The 23943-nt window shown below is 70.6% G+C and carries 21 protein-coding genes and 1 riboswitch; of the genes, 11 read left to right on the top strand and 10 right to left on the bottom strand.

Annotation, left to right across the window (positions count from 1 at the left end; all coding sequences use genetic code 11):
* Positions 1–45: 45 nt before the first annotated feature.
* A complete protein-coding gene (locus LOZ83_RS05075; protein WP_236789002.1) occupies positions 46–1494 on the bottom strand; it encodes a hypothetical protein in 1449 nt (482 codons plus the stop codon).
* A 209-nt stretch (positions 1495–1703) separates the two neighbouring features.
* On the opposite strand from LOZ83_RS05075, the gene LOZ83_RS05080 reads away from it, so the two are divergent.
* Together LOZ83_RS05080 and LOZ83_RS05085 are read left to right on the top strand one after the other, a co-directional pair.
* On the top strand, positions 1704–3098 hold the full coding sequence (locus LOZ83_RS05080; RefSeq protein WP_236789003.1) for a Dyp-type peroxidase: 1395 nt from the start codon (positions 1704–1706) through the stop codon (positions 3096–3098).
* A 79-nt stretch (positions 3099–3177) separates the two neighbouring features.
* Positions 3178–3957: a DeoR/GlpR family DNA-binding transcription regulator gene (locus LOZ83_RS05085; protein ID WP_236789004.1), complete on the top strand. Its 780-nt coding sequence runs from the start codon at positions 3178–3180 to the stop codon at positions 3955–3957.
* A gap of 3 nt (positions 3958–3960) precedes the next feature.
* On the opposite strand, the gene LOZ83_RS05090 is transcribed toward LOZ83_RS05085, so the two are convergent.
* Together LOZ83_RS05090 and LOZ83_RS05095 are read right to left on the bottom strand one after the other, a co-directional pair.
* Positions 3961–5427: a cobyric acid synthase gene (locus LOZ83_RS05090; protein WP_236789005.1), complete on the bottom strand. Its 1467-nt coding sequence runs from the start codon at positions 5425–5427 to the stop codon at positions 3961–3963.
* Positions 5424–6317, bottom strand: a complete 894-nt coding sequence (locus LOZ83_RS05095) for a cobalamin biosynthesis protein (RefSeq protein WP_236789448.1) — start codon at positions 6315–6317, stop codon at positions 5424–5426. The genes LOZ83_RS05090 and LOZ83_RS05095 overlap by 4 nt, the downstream gene beginning before the upstream one ends.
* A 68-nt stretch (positions 6318–6385) precedes the next feature.
* Here LOZ83_RS05095 and cobU point away from each other — a divergent pair, with 68 nt between their 5' ends.
* From cobU to LOZ83_RS05110, 3 genes are read left to right on the top strand one after another with little or no spacing between them, the layout of a single operon-like run.
* Positions 6386–7006 (top strand): bifunctional adenosylcobinamide kinase/adenosylcobinamide-phosphate guanylyltransferase, encoded by a 621-nt coding sequence (cobU, locus tag LOZ83_RS05100; protein WP_236789006.1) that lies wholly within the window; start codon positions 6386–6388, stop codon positions 7004–7006.
* Positions 7003–8016 carry a nicotinate-nucleotide--dimethylbenzimidazole phosphoribosyltransferase gene (cobT, locus tag LOZ83_RS05105; RefSeq protein ID WP_236789007.1) on the top strand — a complete coding sequence of 338 codons (1014 nt, stop codon included), beginning with the start codon at positions 7003–7005 and terminating at the stop codon, positions 8014–8016. The genes cobU and cobT overlap by 4 nt, the downstream gene beginning before the upstream one ends.
* Positions 8017–8026: 10 nt before the next feature.
* Positions 8027–8740 (top strand): adenosylcobinamide-GDP ribazoletransferase, encoded by a 714-nt coding sequence (locus LOZ83_RS05110; protein WP_236789449.1) that lies wholly within the window; start codon positions 8027–8029, stop codon positions 8738–8740.
* Here the strand turns inward: LOZ83_RS05110 and LOZ83_RS05115 are convergent.
* From LOZ83_RS05115 to LOZ83_RS05135, 5 genes are read right to left on the bottom strand one after another with little or no spacing between them, the layout of a single operon-like run.
* A complete protein-coding gene (locus LOZ83_RS05115; protein WP_236789008.1) occupies positions 8732–9457 on the bottom strand; it encodes a FadR/GntR family transcriptional regulator in 726 nt (241 codons plus the stop codon). The two genes, LOZ83_RS05110 and LOZ83_RS05115, sit on opposite strands and share 9 nt — an antisense overlap.
* A 15-nt stretch (positions 9458–9472) precedes the next feature.
* On the bottom strand, positions 9473–10492 hold the full coding sequence (gene cobC, locus LOZ83_RS05120; RefSeq protein WP_236789009.1) for an Rv2231c family pyridoxal phosphate-dependent protein CobC: 1020 nt from the start codon (positions 10490–10492) through the stop codon (positions 9473–9475).
* The gene (locus LOZ83_RS05125; protein WP_236789010.1) at positions 10485–11813 is read right to left on the bottom strand and encodes a cobyrinate a,c-diamide synthase; all 1329 of its coding nucleotides are present in this window, start codon (positions 11811–11813) and stop codon (positions 10485–10487) included. The genes cobC and LOZ83_RS05125 overlap by 8 nt, the downstream gene beginning before the upstream one ends.
* The gene (gene cobO / locus LOZ83_RS05130; RefSeq protein WP_236789011.1) at positions 11807–12421 is read right to left on the bottom strand and encodes a cob(I)yrinic acid a,c-diamide adenosyltransferase; all 615 of its coding nucleotides are present in this window, start codon (positions 12419–12421) and stop codon (positions 11807–11809) included. The genes LOZ83_RS05125 and cobO overlap by 7 nt, the downstream gene beginning before the upstream one ends.
* A 1-nt stretch (position 12422) precedes the next feature.
* A complete protein-coding gene (locus LOZ83_RS05135; RefSeq protein ID WP_236789012.1) occupies positions 12423–14345 on the bottom strand; it encodes a magnesium chelatase subunit D family protein in 1923 nt (640 codons plus the stop codon).
* Between the two features lie 38 nt (positions 14346–14383).
* Positions 14384–14513: riboswitch (cobalamin riboswitch) on the bottom strand.
* A 2-nt stretch (positions 14514–14515) separates the two neighbouring features.
* On the opposite strand from LOZ83_RS05135, the gene cbiE reads away from it, so the two are divergent.
* Positions 14516–15682, top strand: a complete 1167-nt coding sequence (cbiE, locus tag LOZ83_RS05140; RefSeq protein WP_236789013.1) for a precorrin-6y C5,15-methyltransferase (decarboxylating) subunit CbiE — start codon at positions 14516–14518, stop codon at positions 15680–15682.
* The gene (gene cobM / locus LOZ83_RS05145) at positions 15679–16425 is read left to right on the top strand and encodes a precorrin-4 C(11)-methyltransferase (protein ID WP_236789014.1); all 747 of its coding nucleotides are present in this window, start codon (positions 15679–15681) and stop codon (positions 16423–16425) included. Before cbiE ends, cobM begins: the two co-directional genes overlap by 4 nt.
* Here cobM and LOZ83_RS05150 read toward each other — a convergent pair.
* A complete protein-coding gene (locus LOZ83_RS05150; RefSeq protein ID WP_236789015.1) occupies positions 16395–16712 on the bottom strand; it encodes a hypothetical protein in 318 nt (105 codons plus the stop codon). The two genes, cobM and LOZ83_RS05150, sit on opposite strands and share 31 nt — an antisense overlap.
* Before the next feature lie 50 nt (positions 16713–16762).
* On the bottom strand, positions 16763–17809 hold the full coding sequence (locus tag LOZ83_RS05155) for a cobalt-precorrin-5B (C(1))-methyltransferase (RefSeq protein ID WP_236789016.1): 1047 nt from the start codon (positions 17807–17809) through the stop codon (positions 16763–16765).
* Between the two features lie 11 nt (positions 17810–17820).
* Here LOZ83_RS05155 and LOZ83_RS05160 point away from each other — a divergent pair, with 11 nt between their 5' ends.
* The 4 genes from LOZ83_RS05160 (at position 17821) to LOZ83_RS05175 (ending at position 23943) form a co-directional block, all read left to right on the top strand.
* On the top strand, positions 17821–18567 hold the full coding sequence (locus LOZ83_RS05160; RefSeq protein ID WP_236789017.1) for a cobalt-precorrin-6A reductase: 747 nt from the start codon (positions 17821–17823) through the stop codon (positions 18565–18567).
* Positions 18564–19244, top strand: a complete 681-nt coding sequence (bluB, locus tag LOZ83_RS05165; RefSeq protein WP_236789018.1) for a 5,6-dimethylbenzimidazole synthase — start codon at positions 18564–18566, stop codon at positions 19242–19244. The genes LOZ83_RS05160 and bluB overlap by 4 nt, the downstream gene beginning before the upstream one ends.
* Positions 19245–19262: 18 nt before the next feature.
* Complete coding sequence (locus LOZ83_RS05170) at positions 19263–22469, top strand: arabinosyltransferase domain-containing protein (RefSeq protein WP_374202622.1); 3207 nt, start codon at positions 19263–19265, stop codon at positions 22467–22469.
* A 100-nt stretch (positions 22470–22569) separates the two neighbouring features.
* On the top strand, positions 22570–23943 hold the full coding sequence (locus LOZ83_RS05175; protein WP_236789020.1) for an alkaline phosphatase PhoX: 1374 nt from the start codon (positions 22570–22572) through the stop codon (positions 23941–23943).

The raw sequence follows: 23943 nt of genomic DNA on the forward strand, positions 1-23943 counted from the left end.
GACGTGGCGGGCAAACACGACGACGTGGCGGGCAAACACGCGCGGCTAGTTCGGGACCAGGGTGTAGTAGCCGGCCGTCGGCGCGCCGGCCCCGTGCCACGGGGAACCGACCGGCCAGGCCGGTGCGCCGGGCAGCGGCTCGGGGACGTAGTGCAGGAAGTACGCCGTGGGTATCGGCGGGGCGCCGCGGTCGAAGAAGTGGTAGTTGACGTCGAGCAGCCACCGCTTCACCGGCCCGGCCTCCGCCGCCTCATGGTTGATCATCGGGATCACCTGGGTGCGGTCGGACAACGGGTCGAGCAGCGTGCAGTCGCAGAAGTAGGCGATCGTGCCGATCTCGCCCTCTAGCCGGACCGGCCGGTCGCCGGCGATGGCGTGTACGTTGCGCCCGATCGCGGCGTACCCGCTGACACCGGCCCAGTTCGTGGTGACCGGCGCCCACCGCCACGGCACGCCGTGCTGCACGACGAATCCGACCTGCGCCACCACGAGAATCCCCGCCACGACGGCGAAACCGCGTGTCACCGCACTCAGCGCGAGCATCAGGAAGATGGACAGGCAGATCAGCGCGGGACCGTAGTACCAGTGGTACGGCGGAACGCCGAGCGCGGTGTAGGCGGCGTAGTGCAGCACACCGGCCACGCCGAAGGCCGCCGGCACCACGGTTTTCCGGCGCGCGGCTAGCAGCGCTAGCAGGCCGAGCACCGCTGGCACGAAGGCCAGCGCGATCGCGGCCGGGTAGACCTTCAGGTACAGGAACGGGCCGTTGCCGAACTGGTAGGCGCCCCAGGAATGCTGCTGCGTCTTGATGATCAGTGTGTCGGGCACGACCGAGCCGAGCACGACCCAGCTGAACAGGAACCACGGCACGGCGACCAGTGCGGCCGCGATGAGGGCCTTCCACCAGCCCCGCCACAGCGATCGCGCGGCCACGGCCAGCACCACGACGACGATGACGAGATCGATGCGTGTCAGCACCGCGAGGCCCGCACAGACCCCGAACAGCCACGGGCGGCCTTCCACCGCTGTCATAAGCAGCAGACCGAGCACTGCTGCGGTGAGTGCGACCTCAAGTCCGACCGTGGACAGCAGCAGCGGGTTCGCCAGCACCGCCAGCCAGGCGGCGACCGCGCCCCAGCGCGGCAGCGACAGGGCACGGCTGGTGCGCAGCAAGGCGACGCCGAGCACCACGTTCGCCGCCACGAACAGCACACCGAGCGCCCAGATCGGGTGCCGCACCACCGCGGTGAGCGCGCCCAGCAGCAGCACGTTGAGCGGTGACGTGGCCGTGTTGGACGTCTGCCCGGCGATCAGCCCCCAGTGACCGTGCAACCCGAGGTTCCGCGCGTAGTCGAGCGTGATGTACGCGTCGTCGATGATGCTGTCGTGCACCAGCCAGAACACGGCTGCCGCCACGACCGCCATCACGGCCGGGACCACCTGTCTGAGTACGCGCGGACGCGCCTGCGTCGCGGGTGCGGCCAGCACAGCCATCGTCACCACCCCCTGCTGTCCAGAACCAGCGCAGCCTACGTGACCAGGCCGGTCACCAGATTCGCGCGTACGGGAAGACGTGCGGCAGAACAGCACTACGGGTAAAACGCCCGCTACGACATTCGGGTGATTCTGTGACTCGAACGCATCTACGGAAGTCGCCCCCGCCACTTAGCGGTGCAAGCAGGTTGATCGAAGAGGGGGCTCTGATGGCCGTTGACCTGTCCACCCCGCTGACGTGGAAGTCCGCCACCGGCGACGCCGCGACCATGCTGGACGAGTTGCAGCCGAACATCGTGAAGGCGCATGTTCGCGATCATCTTTCCGTGCTGTTCCTCGGTTTCGGGGACGCCGGCGAGGCGAAGACGTTCCTCAAGGCGCTCGCCGGGCTGATGAAGTCCGCGAAGAAGCACCTCGAAGAGATCGAGGCGTTCAAGACGAGCCAGAGTGGTGGGACGTCCTACGTCGGCGTCGGGCTGACCGCGACGGGCTACGGGAAACTGGGGATCGGGACGGCGCCGGGGGATCCGTCGTTCCAGGGTGGCGCGAAGAAGGCCGCGGGGAACCTGGTCGACCCGCCCGTCGAGTCGTGGGACGACGCGTACCAGGAGCCGATCGACGCGGTCGTGCTCGTCGGCGACGCCAGCGCGGACGCGACGCAGGCGAAGCGCGCCGAGGTGCTCGCGCTGCTGCCCGGGTCGGTCACGGTGCTGGGGGAGGAAACCGGCAGCGGGCTGACGAACGAGAACGGTGACGGTATCGAGCATTTCGGATATGTCGACGGGCGCAGCCAGCCACTGTTTCTCACCGAGGACGTCGATACCGAACGTGACACCACCGACGGAATCAACGAATGGGATCCGTCGGCTCCGTTGAGCCAGGTCCTGGTCGCCGATTCGGCGGCACCCGATCCGAACGTGCACTTCGGCAGCTACTTCGTTTTCCGGAAACTGGAACAGAATGTTCAGCTGTTCAAGCAGGCCGAACAGGATCTGGCCGCGCGGCTCGGCCTGAAGGACGAGGACGCGGAACGGGCGGGCGCGATGCTCATCGGCCGTTTCGAGGACGGGACTCCGCTCGTGGTGCAAAGCGCGGCCGGTTCGCATCATCCGGTGGAGAACGATTTCAGCTATGACAGCGACAAACTGGGTCAGAAATGCCCGTTCCAGGCGCATATCCGCAAGACGAATCCGCGCGGTTCGGGCGGCGCCGAAGCACCGGAAGCCGAGCGGCTGCACCTGATGGCGCGGCGTGGTCAGACCTACGGCCGGCGCTCGGACGACCCCACCGCGGAACTGCCGCCGGCGTACCGGCCAACCAAGGACGTCGGCCTGTTGTTCATGGCGTTCAACAGCAATCTGGGCAACCAGTTCGAGTTCACGCAGCGGCTGTGGGCGAACAACCCCGGTTTCCCGATCACCGCCGACGGCTCGAAGCCCGGGCTCGACCCGGTCATCGGGCAGGGCGAGCGGCCCGGTTCGAACTATTCGCGGGATTGGGGCCGGAACAATGTTCAACCGATCGACGCGATACCGCAGGCGGTCACGCTCAAGGGCGGTGAATACTTCTTCATGCCTTCGCTCGCCTTCCTACGGAGCTTGTGAGTGAACGTCCAACCGATGACCGGAGAATACCCCGGATAGCCGATTTCCTTTTCGCCGGGAAAGCAGGTAGTAGTTAGGCGTGGATCGTCATGAACGCCTGAACGCGCTGCTCGAAATGGTCGGGCAGCGCGCCAGGATCGACGTCGAAGAAAGCGCGAGGGAACTCCGGGTCTCCCCCGCGACGATTCGGCGCGACCTCGATCACCTGGCCAGCCGGCAATTGCTGACCCGGACTCGTGGCGGCGCCGTGACGAGCAATGTCGCCTACGATTTGCCGTTGCGGCACAAAACGGGAAGCCACGCTTCGGAAAAGCAGCGAATCGGCCTGGCGGCGGCGCGTCTCGTGCACCGGGGCATGATCGTCGGTGTCAACGGGGGTACCACCGCGACCGAGGTCAGCCGCGCGCTGGCCACCCGCCCGGAGTTCAACGAAGGTGACGCCACCCTCACGGTGGTCACGAACGCGCTCAACATCGCACACGAGCTGACCCTGCGACAGAGCATCAAGATCGTGACCACCGGTGGCGTCACCCGGACGCGGTCGTTCGAATTGACCGGTCCGCTGGCGGCGCTGGTGCTGCACGAGGTCAGTCTCGATCTCGCCTTCATCGGCGTGGATGCGATCGACCCCGTGCGCGGGCTGTACGCGCACCATGAGGCCGAGGCCAGCGTCAACCGCCTGATCGCGTCGCGTGCCCAGGAGGTCGTGGTGGTGGCCGACAGTTCGAAGCTTGGTGGTTTCGCTTTCGCCAGGATCAGTGGACCCGCGGATATTCAGGTCCTGATCACGGATACCGCGGCCGATCCGGACTATGTGGCGGCGTTCGAGCAGCTGGGCGTGAAGGTCATTTTGGCTTAGCGCCTACAGAATCCGCTGTCCCGCAGGAACTCCGTCCCGGATCAGCCGCATCAGGACTGCCGTGTCCAGATGCTCCTCGATGGCATCCGCCAAGCGGTCCAGCATCGACTCGCGTAAGGCCGCGAAGCCTGGTGCGCCGGGGCTCGGGGACCATGTCACCCCGGCCTGCGCGGCCGCTTCGGTGAGCCAGGCGCGGCGGAAGGCATCGTTGTCCAGGGTGCCGTGCCAGGTGGTGCCCCAGATCGACCCCCGACGCCAACCGTCCAGAAAAGGTTCCGCCTCGGCATCGGCGAAAGCGGTGCCATGGTGGATCTCGTAGGCCTCGACGTCGTGTCCGCGCCACGAGCCGACCGGGCGGCCGAGCACCTTCTCCGCCGAGAAAGAAACCGTCGTTGGCAACAGGCCCAGCCCGGGCACGGTACCGGCATCGGATTCGACGTCATCATGGATCTCGCGCGCCAGCATCTGATAGCCACCACAGATTCCGAGCACCGGGCGGCCGGCGGCAGCCCGCTCGGAAAGCGCTTCCTCGAGACCGCGCGAACGCAGCCAGCGCAAATCGTCCACTGTGGACCGGGTGCCGGGGAGGACCACGATATCGCTCGTACGCACGACATCCGGGTCCGCGGTCAGCTGCACGGTCACCCCGGGCTCGGCGGCGAGTGCGTCCACATCGGTGGCGTTCGAGGCGCGCGGGAACCGGACCACGGCCACCGTCAGGGTCCCGCCACCCTGCTCCCGCCGCCATCCTGCCGCGGCGAGCGCGTCCTCCGAGTCGATCCACACGCCGTCGAGCCACGGCAGCACACCCAGCACCGGGCGGCCGGTCAACTCCGAGATCCGGTCCAGGCCAGGGCGCAACAGATCAACGTCCCCACGGAACTTGTTGACGATCCAGCCCGCGAGCAACTCTTGATCCTCGGCCGAAAGCAGGGCTTGCGTCCCGTACATCGCGGCCAGCACGCCGCCGCGATCGATATCGCCGACCACGAGAACCGGCAGCCCGAAGCGCCGCGCCAGGCCCATGTTCACGTAGTCGCCCGCCCGCAGGTTGATCTCCGCGGGACTGCCCGCGCCCTCGCACACGATCACCTCGAACCGGCTCCGCAGCTCGGAAAAAGTGTCGAACGCGATCTCCGCGAGCCCGGCCCGGCCGGTCGCGTACTCACCCGCTTCGAGGGTGCCGAACGGTTTCCCGAGCGCGATCACGTGACTCCGGTGGTCACTGCCCGGCTTCAGCAGCACGGGGTTCATCGCGGCCTCCGGCTCGACCCCGGCGGCCCGCGCCTGAAGCCATTGCGCCCGCCCGATTTCCGCCCCATCGGCGCACACCATCGAGTTGTTCGACATGTTCTGCGCCTTGAACGGCGCGACCCGCAGGCCCTGCCGCGCGAGCCACCGGCAGATCCCGGCGGTGACCAGGCTCTTGCCGGCATCGGACGTCGTCCCGGCGATGAGCAGGCCGGTCATCGCAAGACCGCCGCGGTGAGTGCCGCCAAGCCGACGGCCTTCGACAAGGTCACCGAACGTCGTACGTCCAACGTCCTAGGAGCGATGCCGTCGCCGAGGGTGCCTCGGTCCTCGGTGCGTCCGCCGTAGGTGTTGACCCCGCCGAGCCGGACGTCGAGCGCGCCCGCGAAGGCGGCCTCGACCTGGCCGGCATTCGGACTCGGGTGCCGCGAACCATCGCGCCGCCACACCCGCCACGTGGAGGTAGAACGTCCTCCCACCAGCGGAGCGCACACCATCGCGGCCAAAGCGCCGAGCCGGGCCGGCACCAGGTTCGCCACGTCGTCCGCACGCGCTGCAGCCCAGCCGAACCGTTCGTAGCGCGGCGAGTGGTGACCGACCATCGCGTCCAAAGTGTTCAAGGCCCGATACCCGAGCAGGCCGGGAATCCCGGCCACCGCACCCCAGAACAGCGGCGCCACAACGGCATCGGAGGTGTTCTCGGCAATGGATTCGGTGGTCGCCCGCGCCAGCTCACCCCGGTCCAGCTCGGTCGCGTCCCGGCCGCACAGGTGCGACAACCGCGCCCGCGCGCCGGGAAGATCGCCGGAGTCCAGTAGCTGAGCCATCGCCGTCCCCTCGCGTGCGAGCCCCCGCCCGCCGAGGACGGTCCACGTGGCGAGCGCCGTCGTCACGAACCGCGCCACCGGCCGCCGCCGCGTCGCGACCTGGGCGGCCACCCCGAGCCCGGCCGCCGCACCAGCGCAGGCCCCCGCGAAGAGAACGCCCCGAGATCGCGAGTCCGCCCAGACCCGGCGCTCCAGCGCACCGGCCGCACGACCGAACAGCGCCACCGGATGCCCGCGCCGCGGATCGCCGAGCGCCAAGTCCAGTGCGTACCCGGCGGCCATGCCCAGCCGGGCCGGCGATCTTCCATCCACCACGCAGCGACGGTAGCGCCTGCGTGAGAATGCCGGGTATGACCAAGCTGACCCAGCGGTTCGCCGCCACCCTGGAGGTCACCGCCCGGCTGCTCCGCCGGTATTCCGGCGACGAGGGCAAGGTGCTCGTCCTCGGCGGGGTCCGGTCCGGCAAGTCCCGGCACGCCGAGCGACTGATGAGCGAGCATCCCGAGGTCGTGTACGTGGCGCCGGGCTACCCGGCGACCGACGACGATCCCGAGTGGGCGGCCCGGATCGCGCAGCACCAGGCCCGCCGCCCGGCGCACTGGCGCACGGTGGAGAGCACGGACCTGGCGGCGACGGTGCGCAAGGCGACCGGCCCGCTGCTGATCGACTGCCTCGGTGTGTGGGTCAGCCGGGTGCTCGGCGAGGTCGGCGCGTGGGACCAGACGGACGGCTGGGAGCTGCGCCTGGACGAGCGGCTCGAGGATTTCCTGGCCGCCTGGGTGAGCACGCGGGTACCGATCGTGGCGGTGACCAACGAGGTCGGCATGGGTGTGGTGCCCGCGACGATGTCCGGCCGGGTGTTTCGTGATGTGCTGGGCGCACTGAACGGCCGGGTCGCCGCGGAGTCGGACAGCGTCCAGCTCGTGGTGGCCGGCCGCGTCCTGCGCCTCGACGAAAGGGCTCTGCTGTGATCGACGTTCCGCTCCCCGACGCCGGCGCTCGCGAGGAAGCGCTGACCCGGCTCGACGCGCTGGTGAAACCCGTGGGCGCGCTCGGCAGGCTCGAAGAACTGGCCGCGTGGCTGAGCGCCGCGCACGGCACGGTGCCGCCGCGCCCGGTGGACGACGTGCGGGTGGTCGTGTTCGCCGGTGACCACGGGGTTTCGGCGACGTCAGCGTACCCGCGCGAGGTCACCGCCGCGATGGTGCGCGTGTTCCTCGCGGGCAAGAGCGGCGTGAACGTGCTGGCGCGGCAGGTCGGCGCGCGGGTGCGCGTGCTGGACATCGCGGTGGACGACGATCTCGCCGGCGTGCCCGAGGAGGTGCGGGCACACAAAGTCCGCCGCGGTTCGGGTGCGATCGACGTCGAGGACGCGCTCGCCCCGGGCGAAGCCGAGCGCGCCTTCGAGGTAGGACGTTCTACCGCCGACGCGGAGATCGCCGAGGGTGCGGACCTGTTGATCCCGGGCGACATGGGCATCGGCAACACCGCGGTCGCGGCCGCACTGGTCGCCGCCGTGCTCGGCCTGCCCGCGGACGACGTCGTCGGGACGGGCACCGGCATCGACGAGGCCGGCCGGGCCCGCAAGGTCGAGGTGGTCGCGCGCGCCCTGGCCCGGCCACGCGGCTCGGGGCCGTTCGAACTGCTGACAGCGCTGGGCAGCGCGTGCGCCGCGGCGACAGCGGGCTTTCTCGTGCAGGGCGCCGTACGCGGGGTGCCGGTCCTGCTCGACGGTGTCTTTTCCGGTGCCGCCGCGCTGGTGGCGCGGGAGATCGCGCCGGACGCGGTGCGCTGGTGGCTCGCCGGGCACCGGTCGACCGAACCGTCGCAAGCGTTTGCGCTCAAGGCATTGGGCCTCACACCGATCCTCGATCTCGGACTGCGGCTGGGCGAGGGCAGCGGTGCGGTGCAGGCGGTGCCGACCCTGCGCGCGGCGCAGGCGATCATCGCCGACATGGGTCTGCTGGCCGATCTTGCTTGACGCGTTGCGGATGGCGGTCGGCACGCTGACCGCGCTGCCGGTGCCACCGCCACGGAGGATCGACCGGCGGGTCGCCGGCGGCGCGATGCTGCTAGCACCGCTAGCCGCGCTGCCATTGGCCGCGGTCGCCGGGTTGATCATGTACGGCGGACACGCGCTCGGCCTGCCGTCGCTGGCCGTCGCCGGAGTCGCGGTCGGCGCGGTCGCGCTGGGCAACCGCGGCCTGCACCTCGATGGGCTCGCCGACACCGCGGACGGCCTCGGCGCGTCCTACGACCGCGGGCGGGCGCTGGAGATCATGCGCCGCGGCGACTCCGGGCCGACCGGGGTGGCCGCGCTCGTCCTGGTCCTGATCGTCCAATGTGGAGCATTGGCGGGCGGGAACGTGACTACGGCGGTCATCGGTGTGCTCACCGGACGGTGCGTACTCTCGCTGTGCTGTGCGCGCGGCGTGCCGTCGGCGCGGCCGGAAGGGCTCGGCGCGACCGTCGCGGGCGCCGTGCCGATTCCCTTGGCGGCACTGGTTTTCCTGCTCGCGGCCGGTGCCGCCGCGGCGGCACCGGGCCTGCCGTGGTGGCGCGGTCCGGTCGCGGTCGCGGCCGGGTACGCGGCCGCCGGTCTGCTGCTGTGGCGCTGTACCCGCAGGCTCGGCGGCATCACCGGTGACGTGCTCGGCGCGTGCGTGGAAGCCGCGACCGCCGCCGCACTGCTCGCGTCAGTCTGAGGCCTTATCCACGGCGCTTCGCAACGCGTGCTCGGTGATCCGGAAGTGCTCGCCCGCGATCTTCGCGGCCTCGCCCGCGTCGTTGCCGATGATCGCGTTGACGAGCGCTCGGTGTTGCGGCAGCGCCATTTCCCGCAGTGCCGGGGTGAACGGCTCGTGGCTGATGCCGAGGCTGACCTGAGCCAGCAACTGCCGGCTGAGACCGGCGAGCAACGGGTTGTGCGTCGCGCTAGCGATGCTCCGATGCAATTCGACGTCCGCCGACCTAGCGGTGACAGCGTCCTCGGCGTCGTCATAGCGCTTCAGGGCACTGATCATCGCCGCGTCGTCCTCGACCGTGTGCCGTTCGGCGGCCGTGCGTGCGATCAGCGACTCGATCAGCCGTCGCAGGTCGAACAGCTGCTCGCGCTGGGCCCAGTCCTTGCCGAGCAGGTCGCGCACCGCGCCGGCGGTGCGCTCGCCCCAGTCCTGCCGCACGAACGAACCGCCCGTGCGGCCGCGCCGGATGTCGACATACCCGGCCTCGCGCAGGTCGGCGAGCGCGGCACGGACGGTCACCCGGCTGACGGCGAGCATGTCGGCGAGGTCGCGTTCCGCGGGCAGGCGCTCGCCCGCCGAGTAGTCGCCGACGGCGATCGCGGCGATCAGCCGGTCCGCGACGGCCTTGGCCGCGGACACGGGCTGCACCGGTGTCGACAACTCGCGCTCTGGTGTCACCGGCCCATCGTAAATTCAGGCGCCGAGAATCCGCGCCAGCGTCCGGAGAAAGCCCGTCGTCGTCGCCTCGTCACGCACCGCGAGACGCAGGTGGTCGCCGTCCAGTCCGGGGAACGTGTCGCCCCGGCGGACGGCGTAGCCAGCATCGCGCAGTCTCTCCCGGATTCCCTGCGCCCCAGGGATTCTGACGAGCACGAACGGACCGCGCGGGATGCTCGGTATCTCGATGCCGAGGTGTTCGAGCCCCGCGACGAGCCGTTCGCGGTCGCGTTCGGCGAGGGCCGCGAGCTTGTCGGCCTCGTCGAGTGCGGCCGGGCGACAGCAGGCGACGACGGCTCTCGCCGCCAGCGTCGACACCGACCACGGCGGCTGCACTTCTCGCAGCCGCCCCACGATCTCCGGTTCCGCCAGGAGATACCCGGCCCGCAGGCCGGCGATGCCCCACGTCTTGGTGAGACTACGGAGCACGACGACTCCGGGAAGCGCTTTCCCAGCCAGGGACTCGGGTTCGCCGGGGATCGCGTCGAGGAACGCCTCGTCGACGACGAGAATCCGCCCCGGCCGCACGAGCGCTTCGAGCGTCGCGGCCGGATGCAGCACCGAGGTCGGGTTCGTCGGGTTGCCGACGAAGACGAGGTCGGCGTCGTCCGGCACCGCTTCCGGGTCGAGGAGGTAGCCGGGCGCGAGGATCACCCGCCTCGGCTCGTTCCCCGCAGCCCGCAGCGCCGCCTCTGGCTCGGTGAACTGAGGATGCACGACGACCGCGTCGCGGTCCCGGAAAGCGTTTGCCAGCAAGGTGAACGCTTCCGCCGCACCCGCCGTCACGAGTACTTCGCCCGGGTCGCAGCCGTGCCTTGCGGCGACAGCTTCCCTAGCAGCGCTCGCATCCGGGTAAGCGGCCAGGTCTGCGAGCGCCTCGGCCAGCTCCTGCCGCAACCAGTCCGGCGGCCGGGGAAGCCGGACGTTGACCGCGAGGTCGATCAGGCCTCCGCCGACCTCGCGATCGCCGTGATGGTGCAGGTCGTAGTCACTCATACGCGTGCACCGCGGCCGCGAACCTGCCGGCCAACCCGGGATGCCCGGCCCAGTGGACGTGCAGATACGACGCGTGCAGGGTCGGTGTCGCGAACCCTTCGCCGGTCCCGTCCCATTCCCACGCGGGCGTTTTCCCTTGCCGTGGCAGGACCTCCGTGCGGTGGAACTCGTGCCCGGTGACCCGCGTCCCGGCCTCGCCCAGCAGGTGCGCCGCCGGAGCAAGCGCTTTCCGGTACCCGAGCGCACCGCGTTTCGTCATGCGCGCGACGGCGTCCAGCGCGCCCACCATCGGCTGCCCGTCGAGTTCCCGGCACAGGTACAGCAGTCCGGCGCACTCGGCGACCACCGGTATTCCACTGTGGACGGCGGCGGCGATCTCCTCGCGCAACGGGACGTTCGCGGACAGCTCTTCGACGTGCACCTCCGGGAACCCGCCACCGAAGTACAGCCCGGCGCATCCGTCGGGAAGTGTCTTGTCCCGCAACGGGTCCAGGTCCACCAGGTCGATCCCGTGCGCGGCCAGCAGTTCGGCGGTCTCGGTGTAGCGGAAGGTGAACGCCGACCCGGCGGCCGAGGCGACGATCCGGCGCGGACCGTCCCAGGAAACCGCCGGCGCCCAGGGCGTTCCACCGAGACGTGCGGCACCTCGCGCGATCCGGACGATCGCTTCGAGGTCGACCCCGGCGTCGACCCAGGAAGCCAGTTCGGGCAGCAGGCGCTGGGATTCCGTCGCCCGCTCGGCGGCCGGTACCAGCCCGAGATGGCGGCTCGGCGCGTGGATGTTCTCGCTGCGGCGCAAGGCACCCAGCACCGGGATGCCGGTCGGGGCCAGCGCCGCGCGGATCTCGTCCTCGTGCCGCTGCGAGCCGAGCTTGTTCAAGATCACCCCGGCCAGCTCGAGCCCCGGGTCGTATTTCGCGAACCCCAGCACGGTCGCGGCCACGCTCCGGCTCGCCGCGCTCGCGTCGACGACGAGCACGACGGGCGCGTCGATCAGCCGGGCGACATGCGCTGTCGAGGCGAAGCCCTCGGTGCCCAGCGCGCCGTCGAACAGGCCCATCACGCCCTCGATCACCGCGAGTTCGCCGGCACCGTGCAGCAGCAGCGGGACGAGCAGTTCTTCGCTCTGCAGAAAGGGATCCAGGTTCCGCGGCGGCCGCCCGGTCGCCAGCTCGTGATAGCTCGGGTCGATGAAGTCGGGGCCGACCTTGTGCCCGGACACGTCGAGTCCGCGCGCCCGCAGCGCGGCCATCAGGCCCGCCGCGATCGTCGTCTTGCCGTGTCCCGAACCCGGTGCCGCGATGACGACACGGGCTACCATTCGATCCCCCGCTGGCCCTTTTGCCCCGCGTCCATCGGGTGCTTGACCTTCGTCATCTCGACGACGAGATCCGCGGCCTCGATGAGTTCCGGCGGCGCGTCCCGGCCGGTGATCACGACATGCTGGCGCCCCGGCCGCTCGCCGATCGCCGTCACGACGTCGGAAACGTCGATCCAGCCCCATTTCAGCGGATAGGTGAACTCGTCGAGCACATAGAAATCGTGCTGCTCGGCGGCGAGGCGGCGTTTGATCTCCGCCCAGCCTTCGCGCGCGTTCGCGGCGTGGTCCTCGTCGGTGCCGGCCTTGCGTGACCAGCTCCAGCCTTCGCCCATCTTGTGCCACTCGACCGGCCCACCCTGGCCGGTCCGCTCGTGCACCTCGCCGAGCGCACGGAAAGCGCTTTCTTCCCCGACCCGCCATTTCGCGGACTTGACGAACTGGAACACGCCGACGGACCAGCCCTGGTTCCACGCGCGCAACGCCATCCCGAACGCGGCGGTGGATTTTCCCTTCATCGCTCCCGTGTGGACGGCGAAGATCGGCCGGTTGCGCCGTTGTCGCGTGCTGAGCCCGTCGTCCGGGACGACCTCCGGTTTGCCCTGTGGCATCTCAGGCCGCCTTCCTCAAGCGGGTTTTTACCGCGCCCGCAAGGGAATCCGCGGCGACCTCACCCAGCGGCACGTGCTCGCCACCGAGCTGCTCGGCCAGTTCGGCGGCGAGGCCCAGGCGCATCCGCCCGCTCTCGCAGTCCATCACGATGGAGGTCACGCCGTTGAGCAGCCGCGCCGCCGCGTGCGATCGGCCCACAGCGTCCGGCCCACTCGTCGCCCGGCCGTCGGTCACCACGACGAGCAGCGGGCGGCGGCGCGGATCCCGCAGCTCCTCGACCCGCAAAACCCTTGCCGCTTCGAGAAGTCCTTCGGCGAGCGGCGTCCGGCCGCCGGTCGGCAGCGCCTCCAGCCGCGCCGCGGCGGCTTCGACGCTGATCGTCGGCGGCAGTGCCAGGTCCGCCGCGCCGGCCCGGAAGGTGACCAGCCCGACCTTGTCACGCCGCTGGTAGGCGTCCAGCAGCAGCGACAGCACGGCGGCCTTGACCTCGCGCATCCGCGCCTTCGCGCCCATCGAGCCGGACGCGTCGACGCAGAACAGCACCAGGTTGCCCTCGTTGCCTTCGCGCCGCGCGTACCGCAGATCTCCCTTACGCAGCACCAATCCCGGCCCGGACCGGCCGCGCCCACGCTGATGCGGCGCCGCCGCCGTCATGGTCGCGACAAGATGCGGCTTGGTCCCGCCCGGCTGCACACCGACCGTCCGTCCCGAGTCGGTCACCGCCCGCGAACGACGGCCACGCTCACCCTCGCCGACCCCGGCGACCCGGAACACTCGCGCCCGGAACGGTTTCCCCGCCCCGGTCCGCTGCTCCCCGTCGTTCCCGGCGGCAGGCTGCTGCTCACCATCAGTCGACATGGAGTCCTCTTCGGACGGTGCTTCCGAGCCCGGGCCCGGCCCGTCGTCGTCCGGCTCCGGTGGCTGCGAGTCCTGCAGCGCCTGGTCCAGCTGCTCCTCGTCGATGCCCGGTGCGTCGAAGGGGTTGCGGCGACGGCGATGTGGCAGCGCCAGCCTTGCGGCGACGCGAATGTCCTCAGTGGACACATCGGTCCGGCCCGCCCAGGCGGCGTGCGCGACGGCCGTGCGCGCGGTGACGATGTCCGCCCGCATCCCGTCGACGTCAAACGACGCGCACACCTCGGCGATCTGCCGGAGCGCGTCGTCGGTCAGTACCACCGAGGGCAGCAGCCGTTGCGCCGCTTCGATTTCCGCGGCGAGCGCGGCGTCCTCGGAGTCGTATTTGGACGCGAACGCGTCCGGATCCGCCTCGTACGCCAGACGGCGGCGGATGACCTCGGCACGCTGCTCGGGGTCACGACTGGAGGCGACCTCGACGGTCAGCCCGAACCGGTCGAGCAACTGCGGCCGCAGCTCGCCCTCCTCCGGGTTCATCGTGCCGATCAGCACGAATCGCGCGGCATGCGAGACCGAGACCCCCTCACGCTCGACGGTCGCGCGGCCCATCGCGGCGGCGTCGAGCAACGTGTCCACGAGGTGGTCGTGCAGGAGGTTCACCTCGTCGACGTACAGCAGACCGCGATGCGCCGCGGCGAGCAGGCCGGGCTGGTAGTCCGTGACACCTTCGGCGAGCGCCCGTTCGAGGTTCAGCGAGCCGACCACCCTGTCCTCGGCCGCGCCGACCGGCAGCTCGACGAGCCGCGCGGGCCTGCGGGCGGCGCCGCCGGCGTGCGGGGCGTCGGGACAGGCCGGGTCGGGAGCGCTGGGGGCACACGAAAAGCGGCAGCCCTCGACGACCTCGACCTCGGGCAGCAGTCCGGCGAGCGCGCGCACCATCGTGGACTTCGCCGTGCCCTTCTCACCGCGGACGAGGACACCGCCGATCGCGGGTGAGATCGCGGACAGCACGAGTGCCAGCCGGAGATCCGCCATCCCGACGACGGCGGTGAACGGGAACGGCCTCACGAAGACTCCTTCGCCACGCGGGTGTCCTCGCCCGCTCCAACAGGCTCACAACGGACGTCGAAGCTCTGGCTCCCGGTCGCGGACGACCGGTCACAGTGGCGGGACCGCCCCGGTTTCGCACCGGGTTCCACAACGACCGTCCCCGGCATCATCGCATACGGTTCCAGATCGTGACGATTGTCGTTGTGGGTGTGGGCGCCGACGGCTGGGCCGGGCTCACCGACCCCGCCAGAGCCGAGCTGACCAGCTGCGACGTGCTGTTCGGCAGCTCGCGGCAGCTCGCGCTGATCCCACTAGAGACGCCGAAGAAAACGTGGCCGAGCCCACTGCTGCCGGCGCTCGGCGACCTGCTCGCAGGCCATCCGGGCAGGCGGTTAGGGGTGCTCGCCAGCGGCGACCCGCTGTTGTCGGGCATCGGCACGACGCTGGTGAAACGGTTCGACGACGTGCGGATCGTGCCCGCGGTGTCGTCGGTCACGCTGGCCCGCGCGCGGCTCGGCTGGTCCGCGGAGGAGACCGAGGTGGTCAGCGTTGTCGGCCGGAACGTGCACCGGGTGGCCCGATTTCTAGCGCCGCTAGCACGCCTGCTGGTGCTAAGTTCCGACGCGTCGAGCCCGGCCGCGATCGCGGAACTGCTTACTGCACAAGGCTTCGGCGACAGCGCGCTGACGGTCTTCGAGCAACTCGGGTCGGCGGCCGAACGACGCGTCGAGGGCATCGCGCGCACGTGGTCGGCGCAGGTCGATCCGCTGAACCTCGTCGCGATCTCGTGTGCAGGCGGCCCGGGACTGCCGTTGCTGGGGCTGCCGGACGACGTGTTCGAGCACGACGGCCAGCTGACCAAACGGGACCTGCGCGCACTCGCCCTCGCGCGCCTCGAACCGCTGCCCGGACAGCTGTTGTGGGACGTCGGCGCCGGCGCCGGCAGCGTCGCGATCGAATGGTCCCGGGCGCATCCGTCGAACCGGGCGATCGCGATCGAGCGGGACGCCGAGCGCGCCGCCTGCATCGGACGGAACGCGGAAACCCTTGGCGTGCCTGATCTTCAGGTGGTCACGGGCGCCGTCCCGGACGCGCTCGACCGGCTGCCCGCGCCCAACGCGGTGTTCCTCGGCGGCGGGCTCTCGTCCTGGCGCCGGTGCTTCGACGCGCTCGCGCCCGGCGGGCGGCTCGTCGCGCACGCCGTCACCCTCGAATCCGAACAGGTGCTCGCGCAGGCCTACCGCGAATGCGGCGGCGAGCTGACCCGCGTCGCCGTGGAGCATGCCGCCCCACTCGGCGGGTTCACCGGCTGGACCCCGGCCCGCACCGTGACCCAGTGGAGCGTCCGGAAATGACCGTTTACTTCATCGGCGCCGGCCCCGGCGCGGCGGACCTGATCACCGTGCGCGGCCGCGATCTCCTCGCGCGCTGCCCGGTTTGCCTCTATCCGGGCAGCCTCACCCCGCCTGACCTGCTGGCGCACTGCCCGCCCGGCGCGCGGCAGGTCGACACGGCCGGGCTGAACCTCGACCAGATCGCGGCCGAGCTGGTCGCCGCACACGAAGCCGGGCACGACGTCGCGCGGCTGTGCTCGGGCGACCCGTCGATCTACAGCGCGGTGGCCGAGCAGATGCGGCGGCTCGACGCGGCCGGGGTGCCGTACCAGGTCGTGCCCGGGGTGCCCGCGTTCGCCGCGGCGGCCGCGGAGCTGGGCCGGGAGCTGACGGTGCCGGCGGTCGGGCAGAGCCTGGTCATCACCCGTGTCCAGGCCCGGTCGACGGCGATGCCGCCCGGTGAAACCCTGGCCGCCTTCGCCGCGACGGGCACGACCCTCGCCGTGCACCTGGCGATCAACCGGGTCGAGCAGGTGGTCGAGGAGTTACTGCCGCACTACGGCCCGGACTGCCCGACCGCCGTCGTCGCCCGCGCGAGCCAGGCGGACCAGCAGGTCCTGCGCGGGCCACTGTCGGACCTGGCCACCACCGTCCGCGGCGCGGGCATCACCCGGGCCGCGGTGATCTTCGTCGGCCGCGTACTGACGGCGGACGCCTTCCCGGACAGCTTTCTCTACTCGACGGCACGGGAACGAAGGCCATAGCCGCGCAGAAGCACCGACACCCGCCCGTGCGCGGTCACCAGCTCTGACGCGGTCTCGTTGTGCTGCTGCGCGCGGGCGCAGTCCAATGCGCGCCGCAGCACGGCCAGGGTGTCGGGCTCGACCGCGGTCAGCAGCGCGGCGGCCGCGGCGGTGGTGTCGGCCAGGCCCGCGAGCATGGCGGCGACCTCGGGCGTGTCCGGTGCGACGGTCAGCACTGGGGTGAGCAGGCGCAGCTGAGTCTGCAGGCGGTGGAGCACCGCCAGCGGATCTGCGCTTGGTTCGGCCACGGGGGTGGGACGCGCGCGCCCGGTGATCGTGACGGCACGATCACCGGTGGTTACTGACCGGCCCGTCCGACGATCGTGCCCGCGCGGTCGATCACCACGACGTCCACCTCGATCGGCGCCGGGCCGATCACCTCGACCGCGGTGGCCAGCGCCCGCGCCGCGACCAGATCGCCCAGCGGCACCTGCGCCGCCTGCGCCAGTTCGAGTGCGTGCAGGGCCGTGTTCGCCGCCAGGACCTGTTCGCCGATCGCGGGCGCCAGCGAGGCCAGCAGCCGCAGGTCCACCTGCGAACGCTTCGAGTGCAGGTCCAGGTGCCCGGCCGCGAGCTTGGAGAACTTCGCGAACCCGCCGGCCAGCGTCAGCCGTGGCACCGGATGCCGCCGCAGGTATTTCAGCACCGCGCCGGCGAAATCCCCCATGTCCAGCAGCGCGCCCTCGGGCAGCCCGTACAGCTCGGCGACCACTCGCTCCGACGTGCTCCCCGTCGCGCCCGCGACATGCGGATAGCCCATCGCCCGCGCCACGTCCACGCCGCGCCGGATGCTGTCGATCCACGCCGAGCACGAGTACGGCACGACGACGCCCGTCGTGCCGAGCACCGAAAGCCCGCCGAGGATCCCGAGCCGCGGGTTCCACGTCCGCCGCGCGATCTCCTCGCCGTCGGGGATCGAGATCTCCACGACGACGTCGCCGGTCCCGCCGTGCGCGGCCGCGACGCGGGCGATCGCCTCGGTCATCAGCCGCCGCGGCACCGGGTTGATCGCCGGCTCGCCCACGGCCAGCGGCAGACCCGGCCGCGTCACGGTGCCGACCCCTTCGCCCGCCCGGAACGTCACCCCGCTGCCCGGTTCGCCGGGCGAAACCGTGGACAGGATCAGCGCGCCGTGCGTGACATCGGGATCGTCGCCCGCGTCCTTGATCACCCCGGCCGTCGCCGAGCCTGCCGAAAGCCGCTCGGTCGCCAGCGCGAACGCCGGCCGCCGGTCCTTCGGCAGCAGCACCTCGACCGGATCGGGGAACTCGCCGGTGAGCAGCGCGGTGTACGCGGCCGTCGTCGCCGCGGTCGCGCACGCCCCGGTCGTCCACCCGTACCGCATGAACAGGGATTATGGCTGGCGTGCAGACAGTTCTCGTCCTCGGCGGCACCGCGGAGGCCCGCGCGCTCGCGGCGGAGCTCACCGAACGCGGCGTCCACGTGGTCTCGTCGCTCGCCGGCCGGGTGGCCAACCCGCGGCTGCCGGTCGGCGAAGTGCGCATCGGCGGTTTCGGCGGTGCGGACGGACTTGCCCGCTATGTCACCGAAAACGACGTCGTCGCTGTCGTCGACGCCACGCATCCGTTCGCTCAGCGAATCGGGAACTCCGCCGTGAAAGGGACTTCCCAGGCCAAAATTCCGTTGCTGCGCCTGGAAAGGAAGGGCTGGGAAGCCGGTCCCGGTGATGACTGGCACTGGGTCGGCAGCCTCGACGACGCAGCGACGAAGATCACAGAACTGGGCGAGCGGATCTTCCTGACCAGCGGTCGCCAGGGACTGGCCGCCTTCGCGGGCTGCCCTCAATGGTTCCTCGCGCGCTGCGTGGATCCGCCCGAACCGCCGTTGCCGCCGAACATCGAAATCCTCCTCGACCGCGGCCCGTACGACCTCGTCCGCGAACGCGCGCTGCAGGACGAGTACCGGATCGACGTGCTCGTCACGAAGGACAGCGGCGGCACGATGACCGTCGCGAAACTCGTCGCCGCGCGCGAACGCGGCATTCCGGTCGTCATCGTGCGCCGTCCCGCGCGACCCGTAACGGAAACCGTCGGGGACGTGAGTGCGGCAACGGACTGGGTTTCGGAGATGCTGAGAAAATGACGCAAGCTTTTTACGAAGTCGTGATGCGCCGCCGTGATGTTCGCGCAGAATTCACCGGTGAGCCGATTCCGCGCGATGTGCTCGACCGGATCTTGACCGCCGCGCACTCCGCGCCCAGCGTCGGGCTCACCCAGCCCTGGGACTTCGTGCTCGTCTCCAGCACCGAGACCCGGGCGGCGTTCCGCGAGCACGTGCTCGCGGAGCGTGCCGTTTTCGCCGAAAGCCTTGCTGCTGAGCGGAACGCGACGTTCGACCGGATCAAGATCGAAGGCATCGTGGAGTCCAGCCTCGGCATCGTGGTGACCTACGACCCGGCCCGCGGCGCGCCGGATGTCCTTGGCCGCCACGCGATCGCCGACGCGGGCCTGTACTCGGTGTGCCTGGCCATCGAGAACCTGTGGCTCGCCGCGACCGCCGAGAACCTCGGCGTGGGCTGGGTGAGCTTCTACCGCGAGGAATTCCTGTCCCAGCTCATCGGCATCCCCAAGGGCATCCGGCCGGTCGCGTGGTTGTGCGTCGGACCGGTCAGCCGGTTGCACGAAACGCCCGATCTGGAACGGCACGGCTGGCGCCGGCGCCGGCCGCTGGCGGCCGCAACCCATCTCGAACGCTTCGGCGATCAAGGCGGCGTGCATAATTCGACCGCGACAGAACCCGAAGAAACCTCGACTCACTAGGGCGATAGCGTTCGTTCAATGTGGATGGCCAGCAAAACGCCGACAGTCACCCCGGAAGAGGTGACCGATCCGGAGCAGGTAAGTCCGGAGACCACACACTCCAGCAGGCCCGGCACCACGCTGTGGCGCTGGCTGGCCATCGTGCTCGGAGTGTTCTCCGCCGCGTGCGCGATCGCCTACCCGCTGATGCCGGTGGTGCAGGACACCGCCGAGATCACGTGGCCGGTCGGCAGCGACACCAGGCCGGTGAACGCCCCGCTCACCGGGTACTGGGCGCAGGAGATGCAGGTCGACGTCCCGTGCGCCACGATCCAGTCGGTCAACTCGCGGATGCCGGGCGGCGCGTTCCTGTTCTCCACCGTGCCGGGGGCACGCACCGGGAACGGCGCCGGGGTGTTCCTGCGGGTCGAGAACAACGTGCTGACGGCGTTCAACCGCGGCCAGCAGGTCGCCCGCCAGCCGCTGCCGGCGACCGGGTGTGACGTCCGGTTCTCCTCCACGGCCACGCACACCTCGCTGACCATCGGCGGCACCCCGCTCTACGACGCGAGCGGCGACGTCCGGCCCCGGGTCATCGGGATCTACACCGACATCACGTCGGCGAGCGACCCCATCAACGGGCTGCACGTGTCGATCACGCCCGACACCCGCTACCAGTCCTCGCCGACCGGCCTGAAGGTCGGCCTCGGCGTGTTCGGCGTACTGGCGCTGATCGGCTGCCTGATCGCGGTCAACCGGCTCGACCGCGGTGGCGCGCGGCGGGCGCCCCGCTGGGCGCCGGTCGGCTGGTGGAAGCTCACCAAACGCGACTTCACCGTCTTCGGCGTGCTCGGCGCCTGGGTCTTCATCGGCCCGGTGACCTCGGACGACGGCTACATCCTGACCATGGCGAGAGTCGCCGGCGCGGTCGGCTACCTCACCAACTACCACCGCTGGTTCGGCGTCGCGGAGGCGCCGTTCGGCTGGAACGACCACATCTACGAGCTGATGGCCACGGTGTCCACGGTGCCGCCGTGGATCCGGCTGCCGTCGTTCATCATCGCGCTCATCTGCTGGCTGTTGATCAGCCGCGAGGTCATGCCACGGCTGGGCAACCAGGTCCGGCAGAGTCCGGCGGCGAGCTGGGCCGCCGCGATGGTGTTCCTCGTCTGGTGGCTGCCGTTCAACAACGGGGTGCGCCCCGAGCCGTGGGCCGCGCTCGGCTCGCTGCTCGCGTGGTGCGCCGTCGAGCGGACGCTCGTCACGCGCCGCCTGCTGCCGCTGTGCCTCGGTCTGCTGTCCGCGGCGTTCGCGCTGGCCGCGACACCGACCGCGCTGATCGCGGTGGCGCCGTTCCTGGTGGCCGCTCGCCCGCTGTTCCAGATGCTGCGCGCCCGGGCCCGGGAAGCCGGCTGGGCGCCGGTGCTGGGGCCGATCGCGGCCGCCGGGTTCATCGTGCTCATCGTCGTGTTCGCCGACCAGACGATGGCGACCGTGGCGGAGGCGACCCGGCTGCGCGGCAATGTCGGGCCGAACCTGCCCTGGTACAACGAACTCTCGCGGTACGAGCTGTTGTTCGAGGACAGCGCCGACGGGTCGATGACCCGAAGGTTCCCGGTGCTGCTGCTGATGCTGTGCACCGGCGCCTGCCTGGTGGTGCTGCTGCGCCGGGGCCGGATCCAGGGCGCCGCGCTCGGCCCGGCCCGGCGGCTCATCGGCACCACCGCGCTGTTCTTCCTGCTGCTGGCGCTGACCCCGACCAAGTGGACCCACCACTTCGGCGCGTTCGCCGCAGTCGGCTCGGCGATGGCGGCGCTCACGGCGCTCGCCACGAGTTCCACCGTGCTGCGTTCCAAACGCAACCGGGCCGCGTTCACGGCCGGGTTGCTGGTGGTGGCCGCGCTCGCGGCGACCGGGCCGAACGCGTACTGGTTCGTGTCGGGCATCGGGGTGCCGTGGTTCGACAAGGCGCCGTCCATCCACGGCTACCACCTGTCGACGGTGCTGCTGATCGGCGCCGGTGTCGCGGCGGTGATCGCGTTCGTGGAGAACCTGAAGGCGCAACGACCGGTGTATGTGCCACCACCGACGCAGGAGCGGCGGCTGCGCGCACTGAAGCTCGGCTCGATCTCGCTCGTCGTGGTCTGTGGCGTGGTCGTCGCGTTCGAGTTCGCCAGCATGGGCAAGGCGATCCAGAAGCAGTGGGACAGCTACAGCCTCGGCGCGGCGAACGTCAAGCACCTGTTCACCAGCAGCTGCAACCTCTCCGATCACGTGATGGTCGAGAAGGACCCGGTGTCGAGCGTGCTCAAGCCGGTGTCCGTGCGGACCGTGCCGGTCGAGCAGCCGCAGACCAGCACCGGGCTGCCGCCGGTCGACGAGGACAACGGCACGACCTCGGCCGGGTTCCACTCGACCGCGCAGCCCGGCGACGACCCGCTGGGCGGCCCGCCGCACGGGTTCACCACGAGCACCGTGCCGATGTGGAGCAGCTACGGGTCGGACACCCGGACCGGCCGGTTGCGCACCGACTGGTACCAGCTGCCGGACAACCGGGCGAACTCGCAGGTCGCGGTCGCCGCCGCGACGAAGGGCGGCAAGGCGACGGCCATCTGGCTCGAGTACGGCACCGAGACCCCGCAAGGCGTCAAGGTGGTCAAGTCGGACCTGGTGAACCCGCCGGGCGTGGGCACCAAGTCGGGCAGCGGAACCGACACCGGCAAGTGGGCCGACGAGCGGGACGACATCAGTGGCCTGCCCAAGGACGTCACGCTGGTGCGCGTGGTCGCGAAGGACGACGACGTCACCGACGACGGCTGGGTGGCGGTCAGCGCGCCGCGTGTCCCGACGTTCACCACGCTGACCCAGCGGGTCGGCAACGCGCCGGTGTACATGGACTGGCCCGCGGCGTTCGTCTACCCGTGCATGAACCCGGTGACCTCGCACGACGGGATCTCGCAGGTGCCGGCCTACCGGATCACCGCGGGCACCCTCGCGCCGGAAGCCGGGATCGCGGACAACATCGGTGGCGGTCCGCTCGGCTGGCTCGAGGAGGTCGCGAGTGAGCCGGAGGTGCCGAGTTATCTGGAGGGCGACCCCGGGCAGTCGTGGGGTCAGCTGATGCAGATCGAGCCGTACACCGAGGGCACGACGCCGCATGTCACCCAAGGTGAGAAGACCGTGTGGGGCTGGTGGTCGCCGGGTCCGGGTCCGCAGCAGCCGAACGGGTCGACGCCGACGCGCTGACATTGTTCGTCCAGTGTTGGGCTGAATGTCGGGATTAGATCGTTGAAGGCAGTTTGGATTCCCTGGTCGTATTCGCGTGTTTTCGACCAGGGAGGTCGTCATGGCTTTGACCCGACGGGATCTGCTGCGCACCGGCGCGCTGGGGATCATGGTCGCCGGCAGTGTGGAGGCGATCGCCGCGCCGTCCGCCGCCGCGCAGACCCGGCGTCCCGCCGGCTACGGCGCCCTGGTGGACGACCCGGCCGGCCTGCTGTCGCTGCCGAAGGGCTTCAAGTACCAGGTGGTCGCGCAGGCCGGCGTGACCACGCTGGAGAGTGGCCAGCCCACGCCGAGCGACGCCGACGGGACGGCGTGCTTCCGTGACGGCCGCGGGTTCGTGCTGGTCAACAACCACGAGATCGACGGTTCGGAGCCGTTCAAGGTGCCGGCGCTGCCCGGGCTCACCTACGACGCGGGGGCCGGCGGCGGCACCACGAACATCGTCGTCGACCATTCCGGCAAGCGGGTGCGCGAGTACGTGAGCCTGGCCGGCACGCACAACAACTGCGCCGGCGGGCCCACCCCGTGGGGTACCTGGCTGACCTGCGAGGAGACCGAGCAGCGCGCGGGCGGGGTGTTCCAGCAGGACCATGGTTACGTCTTCGAGGTGGACCCGGTCGACCGGGACGCGAACCAGCACCCGGTGGCGCTGAAGTTCCTCGGCCGCTACGCGCACGAAGCCGTCGCGGTGGACCCGCACAACTCGACGATCTACCTGACCGAGGACGCGGGCGACCCGCACGGGCTGTACTACCGCTGGACGCCGCCGAAGGGGTTCCACGGTCGCAAGGGCGCGCTCAAGCACCTGCAGCAGACGGTGGGCGACAACGCCGGGCGGCTGCAGGCGATGAGCTGTTTCAAGGGCGGCAAGCACATCGACGACCTGTCGGAGGCCACCCAGCCGGGCACGAAGTACCGGGTCAAGTGGGTGGACGTGGCCGAGCGGCAGGCGGCGGCGGTGTCGGTCCGCAAGCAGTTCGCGGCCGGTGAGGTGACGAACAGCCGGAAACTGGAAGGCGCCTACTGGGGCGACGGCGGTGCGTACTTCGTGGCCAGCTTCGCGCGTGCCGACGACGGTAGCGTCAACGAGCACGACGGCCAGGTGTGGTTCTACGACCCGCGGGCGGAGACCGTCGAGCTGAAGACCATCTTCGGCGTCAACCCCGACCCCGACGTGGACACCTTCTACGACGGCCCGGACAACATCACGGTCTCGCCGTTCGGCGGCTTGATCCTGGCCGAAGACGGTGAGGGCCTGTCACACCTGGTCGGCGTGACCGAGCGCGGCGCGGCGTATGCGTTGGCGCGCAACGAGTTGAACGACAGCGAGTTCACCGGCCCGACGTTCAGCCAGGATGGGCGCTACCTGTTCGCCAACATCCAGACGCCGGGGTACGTGTTCTCGATCAGCGGCCCCTGGGAAACCTGCCGCTGA

The organism is Amycolatopsis sp. GM8, assembly GCF_021653975.1.
In the GTDB taxonomy this organism is placed as follows: Bacteria; Actinomycetota; Actinomycetes; order Mycobacteriales; family Pseudonocardiaceae; genus Amycolatopsis_E.

Bases quoted from the DNA above. Each gene is read 5' to 3' on its own strand.
- LOZ83_RS05075 (WP_236789002.1), bottom strand. From the start codon at position 1,494: ATGGCTGTGCTGGCCGCACCCGCGACGCAGGCGCGTCCGCGCGTACTC.
- LOZ83_RS05080 (WP_236789003.1), top strand. From the start codon at position 1,704: ATGGCCGTTGACCTGTCCACCCCGCTGACGTGGAAGTCCGCCACCGGC.
- LOZ83_RS05090 (WP_236789005.1), bottom strand. From the start codon at position 5,427: ATGACCGGCCTGCTCATCGCCGGGACGACGTCCGATGCCGGCAAGAGC.
- LOZ83_RS05095 (WP_236789448.1), bottom strand. From the start codon at position 6,317: ATGGCCGCCGGGTACGCACTGGACTTGGCGCTCGGCGATCCGCGGCGC.
- cobU (WP_236789006.1), top strand. From the start codon at position 6,386: ATGACCAAGCTGACCCAGCGGTTCGCCGCCACCCTGGAGGTCACCGCC.
- LOZ83_RS05110 (WP_236789449.1), top strand. From the start codon at position 8,027: ATGGCGGTCGGCACGCTGACCGCGCTGCCGGTGCCACCGCCACGGAGG.
- cobC (WP_236789009.1), bottom strand. From the start codon at position 10,492: ATGAGTGACTACGACCTGCACCATCACGGCGATCGCGAGGTCGGCGGA.
- LOZ83_RS05125 (WP_236789010.1), bottom strand. From the start codon at position 11,813: ATGGTAGCCCGTGTCGTCATCGCGGCACCGGGTTCGGGACACGGCAAG.
- cobO (WP_236789011.1), bottom strand. From the start codon at position 12,421: ATGCCACAGGGCAAACCGGAGGTCGTCCCGGACGACGGGCTCAGCACG.
- cobM (WP_236789014.1), top strand. From the start codon at position 15,679: ATGACCGTTTACTTCATCGGCGCCGGCCCCGGCGCGGCGGACCTGATC.
- LOZ83_RS05155 (WP_236789016.1), bottom strand. From the start codon at position 17,809: ATGCGGTACGGGTGGACGACCGGGGCGTGCGCGACCGCGGCGACGACG.
- LOZ83_RS05160 (WP_236789017.1), top strand. From the start codon at position 17,821: ATGGCTGGCGTGCAGACAGTTCTCGTCCTCGGCGGCACCGCGGAGGCC.
- bluB (WP_236789018.1), top strand. From the start codon at position 18,564: ATGACGCAAGCTTTTTACGAAGTCGTGATGCGCCGCCGTGATGTTCGC.
- LOZ83_RS05170 (WP_374202622.1), top strand. From the start codon at position 19,263: ATGTGGATGGCCAGCAAAACGCCGACAGTCACCCCGGAAGAGGTGACC.
- LOZ83_RS05175 (WP_236789020.1), top strand. From the start codon at position 22,570: ATGGCTTTGACCCGACGGGATCTGCTGCGCACCGGCGCGCTGGGGATC.